Origin of the sequence: Marinimicrobium sp. UBA4509, assembly GCF_002388575.1 — a bacterium.
In the GTDB taxonomy this organism is placed as follows: Bacteria; Pseudomonadota; Gammaproteobacteria; order Pseudomonadales; family Cellvibrionaceae; genus Marinimicrobium; species Marinimicrobium koreense.
The window spans coordinates 3,458-19,325 of sequence record NZ_DGMV01000056.1; the positions used below are offsets into that span (position 1 = coordinate 3,458).

Consider the following 15,868-nt stretch of genomic DNA (forward strand, 5'->3'; position numbering starts at 1 on the left):
GGCAACGGCGGATGCGCCTTCGGCTCCGAGGCGTCGGACCGATCCGCCCTACGCATAATTCCGGAGGCTTCATCGGCCGCATCCGCCGTAACCTGGTGTGACGATTATGGCTTATCGGCAATCGCCTTCAGGTTCTGATGAATCTTGAACAACACAATCAACAGCTCACACCAGATACGCACACCGAGGGTACCAAACACGATGATACCGAGACCGGCGAAAAACGATTGGCCAAACATCATGCCGATACCGCCCACCAGCACGCTGAGCAACAGCAACCAGTAGACAACGGTAATGATGCTCGGGGTCAGCATACGATCGAAAAAGAACAAGTCCTTGCCTGACACACTCATTATGATTTTCTCCAGATTGTTTAATTTTTAGCCCAAAAAAGTGTCGCATTTTCCGACACTTAGGTGAGTATAGAGGGGAATTTTTGTTTGGCAAGGTGTGGTGTTGCGTTTTGGTTGGGTTGCGGCGGATGCGCCTTCGATTCCGGGGCGTCGGACCGATCCGCCCAACGCGAATTTCGGTGGGTGCGGATGGTTGGGTTGCGGCGGATGCGGGCTTCGCCCTTATCCGCCCTACGCAGGGCTCCGCGGTATCCGTAGGGCGGATAAGCGAAGCGCATCCGCCGTATCCCAAGGCCAAATTTACCCCGGTAATCCGCCCTTGGTTAGCTTCGCCGGATCCAATAGCTTCTCCAACTCCTCCCGACCCAAATCCGTCTCCGCCTCCGCCACGTCAATAATGGGTCTCCCCTCGGCGTAAGCCTTCTTGGCGATGGCCGCCGCCTTGTTGTACCCGATAATGGGATTGAGGGCCGTCACCAGAATCGGGTTGCGGGCCAGGGCGTGCTGAAGGTTTTCCTCGCGCACGGTGAAGCTGGCGATGGCGCGTTCGGCGAGCACTTCGCAGCTGTTGCCCATCAGTTTGATGCTGGACAGCAGGTTGTGGGCCACCAAGGGCAACATGACGTTGAGCTCAAAATTGCCGGACTGACCCGCCACGGTAATGGCGGTATCGTTGCCCATTACCTGGGCGCAGGCCATGGCCACCGCTTCGGGAATCACCGGGTTGACCTTACCGGGCATGATGGACGACCCGGGCTGCAATGCCTCCAATTCAATCTCCCCCAGACCGGCCAGTGGACCGGAGTTCATCCAGCGCAGGTCATTGGCGATTTTCATCAGACTGACCGCCAGCGTTTTGAGCTGCCCGGAGGCGGCGACGGCAACATCCTGGCTCCCCTGGAGCGCAAAGAAGTTGTCCCCCGGTGCGCAGACCAGGCCGATATTCTCACTCAGTTGCCGGGCGAAGAGGCCGGCGAACTCCGGATGGGCGTTAACCCCGGTGCCGACCGCGGTGCCGCCCTGGGGGAGGGCGCAAAGCTGGTCGAGGCTCTGGTGCAGGCGCTGTTCGTTGCTCTCGATCTGGCTGGCCCAGCCCCGCAGCACTTGCCCAAAGGTGACCGGCATGGCGTCCATCAGGTGGGTCCGACCGGTTTTCACAACCTGGTCCAGCTCATGGGCCCGGTCCAGCAGGGTGGTGTGCAGGAATTTCAGCTCCGGCAGGAGGTGGTTGTTCAGGGCCAGGGCGCCACTCAGGTGAATGGCGGTGGGGATGACGTCGTTGCTGCTCTGGCTCATATTGACGTGATCATTGGCTCCGACCGCTTTGCCGCTCCGTTCGCTGGCCAGGTGCGCAATGACCTCGTTGACGTTCATGTTGGTGCTGGTGCCGGAGCCTGTCTGGAAAACATCCACGGGAAACTGGTCGTCGTGGTGCCCTTTGATGACCTCGTCGGCGGCACTGATGATCGCCTCGGCTAGGGGGTGTTCCAGCAGTCCCAGGGCGGTATTGGCCTGTGCGGCGGCTTTCTTGATCTGTGCGACGGCGTGAATGAAGGCCGAGGGCAGGGGGGTACCGCTGATATGGAAGTTGTTGATGGCCCGCTGGGTCTGGGCGCCGTAGCGGGCGCTGACCGGGACCTGCACCTCGCCCATGCTGTCTTGTTCGGTACGGTACTGCTTCATACGGGGCCTCCTGTTAGCGGTGTCCCTGAGGGATACGTCGGATCGTGAAAATAATTCACTTTAAATAAACGACTTTAAGTGTATCGACTAACTATCTGATTTACTTGTGCATGATAGCCGCCACCAAACAGATTCAGGTGGTTGAGCAGGTGGTACAGGTTGTACAGTGGCACCCGTTCCTGCCACCCGGAGTCGAGTGCATTCATCTGAGTATAGTGCTCGTAGAAGCCACCGGAGAAGCCGCCGAACAGTCGGGTCATCGCCAGCTCGGCCTCGGGCCAGCCCCAGTGGGTGGCGGGGTCGATCAATACCGGGTTCCCCGTTTCATCGCAGTGGATATTGCCGCCCCAGAGGTCACCGTGAATCAGGGCTGGGGCCTGCTCGGGGATCAGTTCAGGTAGCTTTCGACAAAGGGTTTCCAGCTTGTTCAGCTCCCGGCTGGAGAGAAGCCCCGCCGCTTCCGCCAGCCGCCCCTGATACATCAGGCGCTGTTCAGCGAAGAACGCGTGGCCATCAGTGGTGGCGGGGTTGGGTTGCGGGGTGCGACCGCAATAGTTGTCCATGGTAAAGCCGAAGTGCGGCGCGGGTTGGCGGTGCAGGGCGGCCAGCCCTTCGCCCAGGTCCCGCCAGTAATTTGGACCGGGACGCCCGTGCGCAATGTATTCCAGGGCGATAAACGTGGGCTGTGCGGTGATCACCTCCGGCACCCGTAGCGTATCGGTTGCCCGGAGGGCTTCCAGACCGGCGGCCTCGGCAAGGAAGAAATCCGCCGGTGCGGTGGCCTGTTGTTTGATGCACAGGTCCCGTCCATCCGTGGTAGTGATGCGAACGGTATCGCAGATATCGCCGCCGGAGAGTGGCTCCGTACGGGCGATGTCGGTGTCCAGTTCAGTTTTTAACCAATGTTTAATGGCGTCCATCATTTACCACCAGGGTATGCGTTACAATGTTTCTTTTGATCGTACAAAAGGCGTCTCAATGTCCAAGCAGTTTGTGGTTCAGAGCGATTACCAGCCCGCGGGCGACCAGCCGGCGGCCATTGCCGGGCTGGCCAAAGGCATCGATGCCGGCCTCGCGCACCAGACGCTACTGGGTGTGACCGGTTCGGGCAAGACCTTTACCATGGCCAATGTGATAGCCCAGGCCCAGCGGCCGACCCTGATTATGGCACACAACAAAACCCTGGCCGCCCAGCTCTACGGGGAGTTCAAGGAGTTCTTCCCCAACAACGCGGTGGAGTACTTCGTCTCCTATTACGACTACTACCAGCCCGAAGCCTATGTACCGTCTTCGGACACCTTCATCGAGAAAGACGCCTCGGTCAACGAGCACATCGAGCAGATGCGCCTGTCCGCCACCAAGGCGTTGATGGAGCGTAAGGACGCCATTGTGGTGGCGACGGTGTCGGCCATCTACGGTCTGGGTGACCCGGATTCCTACCTGAAAATGCTGCTGCATCTGGTGCGGGGTGATCAGGTGGATCAGCGCCAGATTCTGCGCCGTCTCGCCGAGCTGCAGTACACCCGCAATGACATGGACTTCCAGCGCGGCACCTACCGGGTGCGTGGCGATGTGATCGATATTTTCCCGGCTGATTCCGAGTTCGACGCCTACCGGGTGGAGCTGTTTGACGAGGAGGTGGAGCAGATTTCCGTGTTCGACCCCCTGACCGGCGAGGTGCGGGGCAAGGTGGCGCGAGCCACCATCTACCCGAAATCCCACTACGTCACCCCGCGCAGCCGCATGTTGGAGGCCATTGACCAGATCAAGGTGGAGCTGGAAGAACGCCTGAAACAGCTGCGTGAGAACGACAAGCTGGTAGAGGCTCAGCGCCTGGAGCAGCGCACGCGCTATGATCTGGAGATGATGCAGGAGCTCGGCTACTGCAATGGCGTGGAGAACTACTCGCGCTACCTCTCCGGCCGGGACGCGGGCCTGCCGCCGCCGACGCTGTTTGACTATCTACCGAACGAGGCGCTGCTGATTGTGGATGAGTCCCATGTGACCATTCCCCAGATTGGCGCCATGTTCAAGGGCGATCGCTCGCGGAAGGAAACCCTGGTGGAATACGGTTTTCGCCTGCCTTCGGCACTGGATAACCGACCCCTGCGGTTTGAAGAGTGGGAGCGGCTGGCACCGCAGATGATTTTTGTCTCGGCCACCCCGGGGCCCTACGAGGCGGAACACGCCGGGCAGGTGGTGGAGCAGGTGGTCCGGCCCACCGGTCTGGTGGATCCGGAAATCGAAGTGCGGCCAGCCACTACTCAGGTGGACGATGCCCTGTCCGAAATCCGTTTGAGGGTAGACCGGGACGAGCGGGTGTTGCTTACCGTACTGACCAAACGTATGGCCGAGGACCTGACCGAATACCTCGCCGAACACGGGGTACGGGTCCGCTACCTGCATTCGGATATCGATACGGTGGAGCGGGTGGAGATCATTCGCGACCTGCGTCTGGGCGAGTTCGATGTATTGGTGGGCATCAACCTGCTGCGCGAAGGCCTGGATATGCCGGAAGTGTCCCTGGTGGCCATTCTGGACGCGGACAAGGAAGGTTTCCTGCGTTCCGAGCGTTCGTTGATCCAGACCATCGGCCGGGCCGCGCGGAACCTGCACGGCAAGGCGATTCTCTACGCCGACCGCGTCACCGGCTCCATGCAACGGGCGATCGACGAAACCGAGCGCCGACGGACCAAACAGTTGGCCCACAATGAGGAACACGGCATTACCCCGATGGGTATTCGCAAGAGTGTGACCGACATTATGGAGGCGGGGCCGGTACCCGGGTCCGGCGCCCGTCGTCAGCGCAAAGAGGCTGTCGCGGAGAAGCGAGCCCGCTACGAGGTTGAGCAGGAGGGCGATCCCCTCAAGGCGGTGGCCAAGCTGGAGCAGGCCATGTACCAGGCCGCCAAGAACCTGGAGTTCGAAGAGGCTGCCCGCCTGCGGGATCAGATCGAAAAGCTGAAACACCGGGCTCTGTAATATGGCGGCGCAACAAACCTCGTTATTTGGTGACGTGGCGGACCCTGAACCGGAGGTATTGATCCGGGAGGACGGCGATGTTCGCCTGTATCGCAACTGGTGGACCCCAGAGGAAACCCGCCGGTTGTTCGACCAACTGCGCACTGAATTGGCTTGGCAGCAGACCCACATTCAGATGCACGGAAAACGGATACCGGTGCCCCGTCTGGATGTCTGGTATGGTGACCCGGGTCATCCGTATCGTTATTCTGGCGTCCGGTTCGACCCCGAACCCTGGACCCCGACCCTTGAGGCGATAAAAAGCGAGCTTGAGAGGCGACAGGGCTTGACCTTTAACAGCGTCTTGGCCAATCTTTACAGAACTGGACAGGACAGTGTGGCCTGGCATGCCGACGATGAGCCGGAGCTGGGTCGCAACCCGGTAATTGCCTCACTCAGCCTGGGCTCGGAGCGACGCTTTGCGCTCAGGCACAAAACCCGCAAGGATCTCGCGCCGGTTCGGCTGGATTTGCCCAGCGGTTCGCTGCTGGTCATGGCCGGAACCACCCAGCATTTCTGGCAGCACCAACTGGCGAAAACCGCCCGAGCCGTCGGACCAAGGATCAATCTGACCTTCCGAACGGTGTTTGGGCCGGGTGATGGGGGTTTATAATACGGGCTGATTCTGCGGATGCGCTTCGCTCCGATCTGTCGGGCCGATCCGCCCAATGGATGCTGCCGTGGCTCGCGCAATAACGGCGGATGCGGGCTTTGCCCTTATCCGCCCTACGGAGACTGCGGTGGTTGCGTAGGGCGGATAAGGGCAAAGCCCGCATCCGCCGTGACCTAATCGTTACCGCATGGATGTAATCGACAACAACTCTCGAGGGACCGAGCGTGAGACCGGTTCCCTCACGCCCCGCTAAAGTGCACCGGACGCCGGTGTCAGGAACCCCATAACAGACGTTTTGCCAAAAAAACGCCATAACAAAAATTGAATGTGTCAGGACCAAAAGCTGGGTTGGGGGCTAACGTTGACAAAGATTCTGGTAGTAGACGACCACGACCTGGTTCGCATGGGCATTGTGCGCATGCTGGCTGACGTGGACGGCTTTGATGTAGTAGGAGATGCCAAAAGCGGCGAGGAAGCCGTCACCAAGGCACGGGTGCTGGTGCCCGACGTTGTGCTCATGGATGTGAAAATGCCCGGTATGGGCGGTCTGGAAGCCACCAAAAAACTGCGGCAGATCAATCCCGAAGTGAAGATCATCGCGGTCACCGCCTGCGATGACAGTCTGTATCCCACCCGACTGATGCAGGCCGGCGCGGTCGGCTACGTCACCAAGGGGGCCGAATTCACCGAAATTACCGACGCCATCAACAAGGTGATTCGCGGTGACCTTTATATGAGTAACGCCATCGCCCAGCAGTTGGCCCTGAAAAATTTTGCCGGAGAAGGGGACACGTCCTCGCCGTTTGAGAAACTCTCCCAGCGGGAGTTGCAGACCGCCATGCTGATTGCCAATGGCCAGAAGGTGCAGGATATTGCCGATATTTTCTGTGTCAGCCCGAAAACGGTGAACAGCTATCGGTATCGGATTTTCGAGAAGCTCGATATCAATAGCGATGTGGAGTTGACCTTGTTGGCGGTGAAGCACAATTTCCTGGATCCGGAGGCGGTGGTTTAGATTTGGTTACGGCGGTTGCGGCGGATGCGGCCTTCGGCCTTATCCGCCCTACGCATACCACGGCAGCACGCCATAACCAAATCCACGACACCTCCATAATCATGCGTAGGGGCTGAGCGCAGCGATTAGACTGCGCACCCGCCGTTACCTGACCCTGAATCAGGTCGCCCAGGCCCGGTCACCTTCCTCGTACGGCATACAACCATCGTAACGGCCCGGGATGGCGATGTAGCGCAGCACCTGGGTGGCCCCCACCTGGGAGGTAAAGAAACCAAACAGGGTCAGCTGCTTCATCATGGTGAAGTAGTGCGGCGGTGTGGTGCCGGCTGCGGCCACCGCTTTGGCTTCGGCATCCAGCGCGCGAATGAACTCGGTGCGCTGCTCGCCGCTCAGATTCAAAAAGTCGCTGCCGTATTGCTCGTTGGCCGCGGCATTGAGCTGATCCATGCCGCTGTGGAAGATCGCCTGCTCGGCCTCGGTGTAGCAGTCACGGACAAACACGGTCATGAACTGGCCCACTTCGGCGTCTTTGGCCCCCGGGGTGTCGGTGCGTGGCAGGATGGTTTCCGCCACCTCATCGAGCAGGAACACGTCCTGTTCGGTGAACGTCAGGGGAGCCGCTTTTGAAGCCTCATTTGCACAACCGGCGAGCGTGCCGGTCGCGCCAATCATGGCGGTGCCGGTGGCGGCGGTGATCAGTTTGAGGAGTTCACGTCGGTTCATCACAGATTCCCCTTCTTCAGTTCATTAACCGCGTGGTCCACAGCACGGGCGGTCAGTGCCATATAGGTCAAGGACGGGTTTACGCAGGAGGCGGAGGTCATGCAGGCGCCGTCGGTGACGTAAACGTTGGGCGCGTCCCACACCTGGTTGTGGGCATTCAGCACCGAGGTTTTCGGGTCCCGGCCCATGCGGGCGGTGCCCATTTCATGGATCCCCATGCCCGGAGCGTAACCCCAATCGCTACCATGGACATTTTTAACCCCGGCGGCCTCAAGCATATCCACCGCGTCCTGAATCATGTCCTTACGCATCTGTTTCTCGTTGTCCCCGATCTCAACGTTCATGGACAAGACCGGCAAGCCCCAGGCGTCCGTGACCGAGTGATCCAGCGCAATCCGGTTTTCGTGGTAAGGCAACATTTCACCGAAGGCGGTCATACCAATGGTCCAGCCGCCCGGCTCACTCAGCGCCTGTTTCAGATCGGCGCCCACATCAAATTCGGCCACTTCCCGATCCCAACGTTCGCGGCTCGCTGAGCCCTGATAGCCAAAACCGCGCACATAGTCACGCTGATCGCCACCCACGTTGCGGAAGCGCGGAATATAAAAACCGGCCGGTCGGCGACCGTAATAGTATTTATCCAGATAGCCCTCGACATCGCCACTGGCGCCGCAACGGAAATGGTGGTCCATGACGTTGTGACCCAGCTCACCGGAGCTGCTGCCCAGACCGCCGTCCCAGACATCCCGGGCGGAGTTCATCAGAATCCAGGTGGAATTGAAGGTCGAGGCATTCAGGAACACCACATCGGCGGTGTACTCGTAGGTCTGATTGTTTTCGGTGTCGATCACCTCCACACCCTTGGCCCGCTTCTTGTCCTTGTCGTAGATGATTTCTTTCACCAACGAGAAGGGCCGCAGGGTCAGGTTTCCGGTTTTCATGGCCGCCGGCAGGGTGGAAGACTGGGTGCTGAAGTAGGCACCGAAGGGACAGCCCAGCCAGCACTTGTTGCGGTACTGGCAGTTGACCCGGCCCTGCTCGGGCATGGGCTTGGTGATGTTCGCGGTGCGACTGTGAATCAAGTGACGCTGCCCGTCAAAACTCTTTCTGATTCGCTTGGCAATATCTTTCTCGACACAGTTCAGCTCGACCGGCGGTAGAAACTGTCCATCGGGAAGAACATCCAGACCTTCGCGAGTACCGGCAATGCCCGCGAATTTTTCGACATAGTCGTACCAGGGCGCAATATCGTCATAGCGGATCGGCCAATCAACGGCGATACCTTCTTTGGCGTTGGCTTCAAAGTCCATCCGGTTAAAGCGATAGCTCTGGCGGCCCCACAGCAGGGAACGGCCACCCACGTGATAACCCCGATACCAATCGAAGCGTTTTTCTTCGATGTAGGGGTTCTTCCGCTCATCCGCCCACATGCCGTATGTGGATTCATTGAGGGGATAGTCACGTTTGAGAACCGGAAACTTCTCTTTCATTTCCTGGGTGGGCTTGTCGCGATGGGGATAATCCCAGACTTCCTTGGTGGCGTTCTTGTAGTCCTTGACGTGTTCGATATTGCGACCGCGCTCCAGCAGGAGCACCTTCAGGCCTTTTTCGGTCAGCTCTTTGGCGGCCCAGCCGCCGCTGATGCCGGAACCGACCACAATTGCATCATAGTGGTTATCAGACATAACTCGTCCTCTCTAGTTATTGTTCAGTTCGTCTTGCAAGCCGTCCATCGAAATCTCGACGGCTTTCATCGGTGGCATGTCATTGGGGTAGATTTCCTGCTCGACGACATACCAGACCGGATCGCCCTCGCCTTCCAACGCTTCAATAATCGCCTGCCAGTCCAATGAGTCCTGACCAATCAAGGGTTGATGGGTGTCACTGCTATCCGCCGCTTTCTGGTTGTGCTGAAAAATGACACCGAACTCACCAAACGGATTATCCGCCCCGGTCGCTGCCTGAGCCTGATCGCGTATATCCGCATAGCGGGTCATTTGCGCTTTGAAATGCACCGTTTCAATTCTGCTCCGGTAGCGGTCGATCACCTCGGCGGGGTCCTTACCTGCAAAGTAGGTCCACCCTACGTCCAACTGCAGCAGCACATCATCGGCGGTGTTGTCCGCCAGGTAGTCCCAGAAAGTGGTGTCCTTATAGGGATCAAACTCCCGATGGTGATTGTGATAACCGGTTTTCATACCGTAGGGTTTCAACTGCTCGGCGATCCGGTTCAGGTCAGCGATCAGATCGTCTATTCGCTCCGGGTCCCAGGCGCGGGCATCCATGGGTACAATCAGTCGATCCACGCCGAGTGTGCGGTACAGTTCTATGGTGTCCGCAAAATTGGCGTCGTTGAACTGATCAACGCCCACGTGCGCGCCGCTGACTTCCAGGCCAAGAGAATTCAGGTACGCTTTGAAAGCCTCTGGCTCGCCCGTGAATTCCCCCAGATTTCCGGCCAACTCAATGCCATCGAACCCCATATCCGCCAGATCTTCCAGGGTGCCTCTGATATCCTCTGAGACCTGATCTTTGACCGACCACAGCTGAACAGAAGTGCCAGCATGACGTTCTTCATCGGCGTTCGCTATCGAGGCCGAGACCGCCAGCGCCGCACCGACCAACGCCAGGACAATACGATTCATTACCTGCTGCCTTGATGACATAGGTTGTTCTCCAGTTCACGGGGGTTAGAGTTATGGGTTCACTTTTAGACCGCCCAACATTGTCAGCCTTCCGATTTGACTGACTCCGGAGTGTCCCTTAAAGACAGCTCAATGACGCCACTACCGGTCCGCCGATGGTCAATATTGAAATTCTCTTTCAGTGCCAACAGCAATCCGTCAACGTCGCCCGCCTTGTACAATCCGGCTATGCGAACGTCCCGGATGCGTGAATCAACCACCTTGAACGTCGCCGGGGTATAGCGGCTGAGTTCGTTGAGCGCTTCCCGAAGAGTTTCTCCACGAAACACCAGATTGCCATCGCGCCAGGAGAGGCGGTCATTGATCAACGTCGAGTCGACCTCTTCAACAGCCAGCGCCTGGCTGTCCCGTACGGTCAGCTTCTGACCGCGAACCAGGTCGCGGACCTGATCAGCCAGCTCTGATACGTCATCGCTGTGCGGCAGCGGTTTAACCCGAACCCGCCCCTCGGTGACAATCACATCAACACTTTCGTCTTCTTTGAGATAGACATTGAACGCCGTGCCCACCGCTTCCACGACATTGCTGCCTGCCCGCACGCGCAGGGGGCGCTGTTTGTCGTGAGCGACTTCAACATGCAGCTCCCCCCGGTTGAGCACCAGCAGGCGCTCCTGATCACTGTAGGTCACCGAAACCTGCGTATTGGTATTGAGTAACATTCTGGTGCCGTCCGGCAGGTTGACCGTTGAGTGAGCGCCAACCCCGGTTTCGTAAAGGGTGTCTGAGGTCTCGAGATTGCTCAGTGCCGGTCCCTCGGAGTTCGCCCCACTCCAGGGTGACATGGGCAACAGCAAATTGACGGCAAACACCACTGCCAGAATGGATGCGGCGACCGCCCATACCGTGCGTCCCACCGCCCGCGAGCGCTGCTGCTGAGCCACCGGGGGATCAAACAGCTCCGACAGGACCGACAGGCTGTCCATGCGGTCCCAGAGCTCCGCCATTTCCAGCAGGCAGTCACGATGACCGGGATTGACGTCGAGCCAGCGGCGCAAGGCGGCAGTCTCTTCTTCAGACAGACCGCGATCAAGACGCGCTACCCACAGGCTCGCATCCTCATACATCTGCTCTTCTGTCTGAAATTGATAAATATTACTCATCACTTTATCTCCTGGCTCTTGAACGAGCCCGGATTCCTGTTCACATTGGCCGAAGCCTGTTTCATGTATTTCCTGCACCGGCTCATGCCCGTGGCAATATGCTTCTCAACGGTGTTCTCGCTGATATTCAGGTTCTGGGCAATCTCTTTCTGGGAGTATCCGTACACCTTTTTCAACACAAAGGCTCGTCGACACTGCAGGGGCAGATGTCGAACCGCCTCACAAAACTGTTCAAACTCCTGTTTGGCCGATACCTGGCTGTATACCTGGTCAACATCATCGGTAGCCCAATCCAGGTTTACGCTGTCATCTTCCATACTGACGCCCACCCGCGTCTCGGCCCGCTTGAGATGATCAAGCGCCAGGTTGCGGGCCGTCCGGTACAGAAACGAGCGAGGGTGCCGGATCTGCTCGGTCTGCTTGACCGCGCAAATTCGGACATAGGTTTCCTGGACGATGTCCTCTATCTCCTTGGGAGGCACCAGCCGGGAAACAGCCCTTATCAGCCCTTTTCTGATCGAAAGGTATACGTTCTCCAAGCTCTCTTTATTTGTCATACTTATTTTCGCGTCTATGGTCGTATCACGCAATCCCCGCACAGCCGACGCCGGGGCTCGTTGTCTGTAGGACGACCGTGAAAGCAAAATCCGCCATCTGGCGCCTCCAGATTATCACCAAATCGGCTAGGGATCCGTCATCGGCGGTATGGTATCGGAGAAAAACACCCCGCGAATCCGGTCGGTATGGCCCCGGCGCTGGCGCCGGGAGGGAGGGAAGTCGCCGGTAGTCTCGCGCCAAGCTTCGAGCAGCCTGACGTGCTCCCGCAGTCGGTCCCGATAGGCAGGGTCACCGGCCAGGTTGTTCAGCTCCCAGGGATCCTGCTCCAGGTCGTAGAACTCGATCTCCGGGCGGGGTGACCGGAACAGTAGCGCCTGTTCCGGGCTGAGCTGCCCCTTCTGCTTGAGCTCGAACAGGGCCCGCCAGGAGGGGCTTTCCGAAACGTCCGCCGGGGAGCCGAACGGGAGGTGAATATAGGCGTTGTGGATCAGCTTGTACCGCCGAGTACGGACACTGCGCAGATGCTCGTCGGTGTCGTGCCAATTGCGCTCGCTGAAGGCCGCATCCCGGGTAAAGGGCTCCAGCCCCAGGATATGGGGCACCAGGGAGCTGCCGCCCATGTTCTCCAACGGATCCAGCCCCGCCAGCTGCAGCCAGGTCGGCGCCAGGTCCATGACGCTGATCACATCCGCCGTCCGCTTGCCTGCGGGCACTTTGCCCGGCCAGTGGAAGATCAATGGGGTTTTGACGCCAGCGTCGGTCAGGGCGCCTTTTTCCCGGGGGAAGGGGGCGCCATTGTCGCTCAGGAACACCACCAGCGTCTCCTCGGCCAGGTTGCGCGCCGCGAGCGTGGCCATCATCCGCCCGATTACCCCGTCCATACGGGCGATTTCGTCGTAGTAACGCGCCAGGTCCAGGCGGGTTTCGGGGGTATCGGCCAACCAGGGAGCCAGAGGCAGACGCGCCGGGTCGTGGGGTTCGGGAATGGTATTGTCCTGATAGGGACGGTGCGGGTCGTCAAATCCGACCCACATGAAGAACGGCTTACCCTGCGCCGCATCAATGAACCCGTCGAGCTGATCCAACCCCGGGTCATACCACTGGAACTGGGCGTCCGCGTGTGGGCCGTAGTGGGTTTTCTGCATATGCCCGGTGAAGTAGCCAGCCTGTTGCAGCAGTCCCGGAACAATCGGGTCGCCCTCCGGCAGGGGCATGTGCAGGTCTTCGGCTCCGGTTTCGTGCGGGTAGCGCCCGGTGAGAATACTGATCCGGGACGGGCTGCACTGGGGCGTGGTCAGTATCGCGTTATCGGCGGTCAACCCTCCCCGCGCCAGACGGTCGATGTGCGGGGTCTTGATCTCCGGGTTGCCATAGCAGCCAAAGTGCCGGGCTCCGGCGTCGTCGGCCACCAGCACCAGGATATTGGGCGGGCGTTCAGCTCCCTGGGCACTCCCCAGGGGCAGTGTCAGACCAAGGGCCGTGAGGGCATTGCGGGTGAAGGCGCGACGAGTCATGGGCCATGTCATGGGGAAAGTCCTCGCGTTGGGCCGCAGCCACATTGGGCGCAGTGGTTATTATTGGCAATTCCGGGTCTGATAGTGCCAGGCTCTGTGGCAAGCATAGCCTGCTCCGTCACGCTCCGCAATCGATTGCAACCCAGGAAAATCCGGACCCGACGGGTGCTATACTGAGGGCGACATGAGCGCGGCCCAAAGGGAGATGCCCTGGCGCCTGACTTATGATTGTCATATTTCTGCAATAAGGTAGGGCCTTCGTTTTATGGCGCAACAGGGTTACACCGTGTCCAACGCGTTTTTCAATCGCGAACTCAGTCTGCTTGAGTTCCACAAAAGAGTCCTCTATCAGGCCTACGATCATTCGCTGCCATTGCTGGAACGACTCCGGTTTGTCTGTATTTTCGCCACCAACCTCGACGAATTTTTCGAGGTCCGGGTCGGTGGGCTGGTTGAGATGCTGGAGCTTAATGCCTCCAGCCCCGCCGGGCCCGATGGCCTGAGTCAGGAGCAGACCCTGACCGAGGTATCCGAGCGAGCGCATGCCCTGGTGGATGAGCAGTACCGGATCGTCAATGATCAACTTTTCCCCCTGCTGCGGGACAATCACATCCGGATTCTGCGTCGTGAGGAGTGGAACGAGGCACAGATTGACTATCTGCACGACTACTTCGAAACCGATATTCTGCCGCTGCTCAGCCCCATCGGTCTGGACCCGGCGCACCCTTTTCCGCGCATTCTCAATAAAAGCCTGAATTTTATTGTCAAGCTCGACGGTAAAGATGCCTTTGGTCGCAGCTCCGGTCGAGCCATTGTGCAGGTGCCCCGATCTCTCAACCATATGATCGAACTGCCGGAAGAATTCAGTGGCGAGGGACGAACCTTCGTTTTCGTCTCCTCGATCATTCACTACTTCATGTCGGAAATTTTTATCGGCATGACGGTGATCGACAGCTATCAGTTCCGGCTGACCCGCAACTCCGATATTTTCCTCGATGAAGAAGAAAGCGAGGACCTGCTGCGAGCGGTGCAGGGTGAGCTGGTGTATCGCCAGTACGGTGATGAAGTACGCCTGGAAGTGGCGGATACCTGCCCCAAAGAGCTCGAAGATTTTCTGATGCAGCGCTGCGAAATCAAGCCACGGGATGTCTATCGCATCAACGGCCCGGTCAACCTGAACCGATTGTCAGACCTGTTTGACCTGATCAAGGACAGCGCCTATTACTTCACCCCCTTTGTGCAGAACATGCCCCGATTGCCCAAGCGGGCCAACAGCTATTTCTCGGCGCTGAAAAAGCAGGACATCCTGCTTCATCACCCGTTCGACTCCTTCCATGCCGTGGTGGATTTTCTGCGCGAAGCGGCCACCGATCCGAACGTTTTAGCCATCAAGCAGACGTTGTACCGAACCGGTTCCAACTCGCCGGTGGTGGACGCACTGGTAGCCGCCGCCAAAGCGGGCAAAGAAGTGACCGCCATTGTCGAGCTGCGGGCGCGCTTTGATGAGGAGCAGAATGTCGCCCTGGCCGAGCGCCTGCAGCGCTATGGTATTCACGTGATTTACGGGGTGGTGGGGTTTAAAACACACGCCAAGATGCTGCTGGTGGCCCGTCGGGAAGAGAACAAATTGCGTTACTACGTACACCTGGGTACGGGCAACTACCACCCGAAAACCACCATGCTGTACACCGACTACGGTCTGATGACCAGTGACCGGGAGATCGGCGAAGACGTCTATCGGGTGTTTCTGCAACTAAGCAGTCTGGGCAAGGCGTCCAAGATGGATTGCCTGCTGTACGCGCCCTTTACCCTCCACAAGGGGATGGTGCGACGGATTCGCACGGAAAAAGAGAATGCGGAAAAGGGCAAGCCGGCGCGTATCATTGCCAAGATGAACTCGCTGTATGAAGAAGAACTCACCAACGAGCTCTATGCGGCCGCCCGGGCGGGTGTCAAAATCGATTTGATTGTGCGCGGCATCTGTCAGTTGCGTCCCGGCGTCGAAGGGTTGTCAGATAATATTCAGGTGCGCTCCATTGTCGGGCGTCTGCTTGAGCACAGCCGGGTGTTCTACTTTGAAAATGACGGCAATCCGGAGCTTTATTGCTCCAGCGCCGACTGGATGATCCGCAATATGTTTCACCGGGTGGAGACCTGTTTTCCGATCAAGCACAAGAAAATTCGCGACCGGATTATTGAGGATCTGGAATTGTACCTGCAGGACAATACCCACGCCTGGATTTTACAGTCCAACGGTAGCTACCAGAACTTGCAGCCCAAGGGCGGAGAAGAGGCAGTGGATTCTCAGGCGATTCTGTTGGACCGGTGGGCGGCGCGGCAGTTGACGTCGGTTTAGGGATTTTGGTGGATGGCGGGTGCATCCGCCGTTACCCAACCGTCACACCGCAACAATATCCAGTTGGTAACCAATATCTTTTAAATACCCCGCCTCGGTTTCCAGGTCCGCCAGGGTCAGGGGATTACTCTCCACCCACTGTCCCGGAACGCTCAACGTCAAGGTCTGTTTGTGCACACCGAACTGAATCGGTGGATTATCGGTTTTCTTCTGGGCCCGATTGAAAG

Annotated in this window: 13 protein-coding genes and 1 pseudogene; 4 read left to right on the forward strand and 10 right to left on the reverse strand. The window is 58.6% G+C overall.

Going from position 1 to position 15,868, the window contains the following annotated elements:
• Positions 1 to 104: 104 nt before the first annotated feature.
• From B3520_RS10720 to B3520_RS10730, 3 genes are all read right to left on the reverse strand, one after another.
• Positions 105 to 353, reverse strand: coding sequence for a DUF4282 domain-containing protein (locus B3520_RS10720; RefSeq protein ID WP_123637329.1), 249 nt, complete (start codon positions 351 to 353; stop codon positions 105 to 107).
• Between the two features lie 300 nt (positions 354 to 653).
• Positions 654 to 2,036, reverse strand: coding sequence for a class II fumarate hydratase (locus B3520_RS10725; protein WP_286805731.1), 1,383 nt, complete (start codon positions 2,034 to 2,036; stop codon positions 654 to 656).
• A gap of 74 nt (positions 2,037 to 2,110) precedes the next feature.
• Positions 2,111 to 2,959 (reverse strand): fructosamine kinase family protein, encoded by an 849-nt coding sequence (locus B3520_RS10730; protein WP_286805730.1) that lies wholly within the window; start codon positions 2,957 to 2,959, stop codon positions 2,111 to 2,113.
• 55 nt (positions 2,960 to 3,014) lie between these two features.
• Here B3520_RS10730 and uvrB point away from each other — a divergent pair, with 55 nt between their 5' ends.
• The 3 genes from uvrB (at position 3,015) to B3520_RS10745 (ending at position 6,685) form a co-directional block, all read left to right on the forward strand.
• Entirely contained in the window at positions 3,015 to 5,018 is a 2,004-nt protein-coding gene (uvrB, locus tag B3520_RS10735) for an excinuclease ABC subunit UvrB (RefSeq protein ID WP_286805728.1), read from the forward strand.
• Between the two features lies 1 nt (position 5,019).
• Complete coding sequence (locus tag B3520_RS10740) at positions 5,020 to 5,670, forward strand: alpha-ketoglutarate-dependent dioxygenase AlkB family protein (RefSeq protein WP_286805726.1); 651 nt, start codon at positions 5,020 to 5,022, stop codon at positions 5,668 to 5,670.
• Positions 5,671 to 6,031: 361 nt separating this feature from the next.
• A complete protein-coding gene (locus tag B3520_RS10745) occupies positions 6,032 to 6,685 on the forward strand; it encodes a response regulator (RefSeq protein WP_024460115.1) in 654 nt (217 codons plus the stop codon).
• 159 nt (positions 6,686 to 6,844) lie between these two features.
• Here B3520_RS10745 and B3520_RS10750 read toward each other — a convergent pair whose 3' ends face one another.
• From B3520_RS10750 to B3520_RS10775, 6 genes are all read right to left on the reverse strand, one after another.
• Positions 6,845 to 7,408, reverse strand: coding sequence for a gluconate 2-dehydrogenase subunit 3 family protein (locus B3520_RS10750; protein ID WP_286805775.1), 564 nt, complete (start codon positions 7,406 to 7,408; stop codon positions 6,845 to 6,847).
• Positions 7,408 to 9,093 (reverse strand): GMC oxidoreductase, encoded by a 1,686-nt coding sequence (locus tag B3520_RS10755; RefSeq protein WP_286805772.1) that lies wholly within the window; start codon positions 9,091 to 9,093, stop codon positions 7,408 to 7,410. Before B3520_RS10755 ends, B3520_RS10750 begins: the two co-directional genes overlap by 1 nt.
• Before the next feature lie 12 nt (positions 9,094 to 9,105).
• The gene (locus tag B3520_RS10760; protein ID WP_286805770.1) at positions 9,106 to 10,074 is read right to left on the reverse strand and encodes a sugar phosphate isomerase/epimerase family protein; all 969 of its coding nucleotides are present in this window, start codon (positions 10,072 to 10,074) and stop codon (positions 9,106 to 9,108) included.
• 62 nt (positions 10,075 to 10,136) lie between these two features.
• Complete coding sequence (locus B3520_RS10765) at positions 10,137 to 11,213, reverse strand: FecR domain-containing protein (protein ID WP_123639335.1); 1,077 nt, start codon at positions 11,211 to 11,213, stop codon at positions 10,137 to 10,139.
• A complete protein-coding gene (locus B3520_RS10770; protein WP_123639336.1) occupies positions 11,213 to 11,770 on the reverse strand; it encodes an RNA polymerase sigma factor in 558 nt (185 codons plus the stop codon). Before B3520_RS10770 ends, B3520_RS10765 begins: the two co-directional genes overlap by 1 nt.
• Before the next feature lie 126 nt (positions 11,771 to 11,896).
• Entirely contained in the window at positions 11,897 to 13,297 is a 1,401-nt protein-coding gene (locus tag B3520_RS10775; RefSeq protein ID WP_286805766.1) for a sulfatase family protein, read from the reverse strand.
• Positions 13,298 to 13,550: 253 nt separating this feature from the next.
• Here B3520_RS10775 and ppk1 point away from each other — a divergent pair, with 253 nt between their 5' ends.
• On the forward strand, positions 13,551 to 15,641 hold the full coding sequence (ppk1, locus tag B3520_RS10780) for a polyphosphate kinase 1 (RefSeq protein ID WP_286805763.1): 2,091 nt from the start codon (positions 13,551 to 13,553) through the stop codon (positions 15,639 to 15,641).
• A 42-nt stretch (positions 15,642 to 15,683) separates the two neighbouring features.
• Here ppk1 and B3520_RS10785 read toward each other — a convergent pair.
• Positions 15,684 to 15,868, reverse strand: a pseudogene (locus B3520_RS10785) (exopolyphosphatase); the annotation flags it as partial.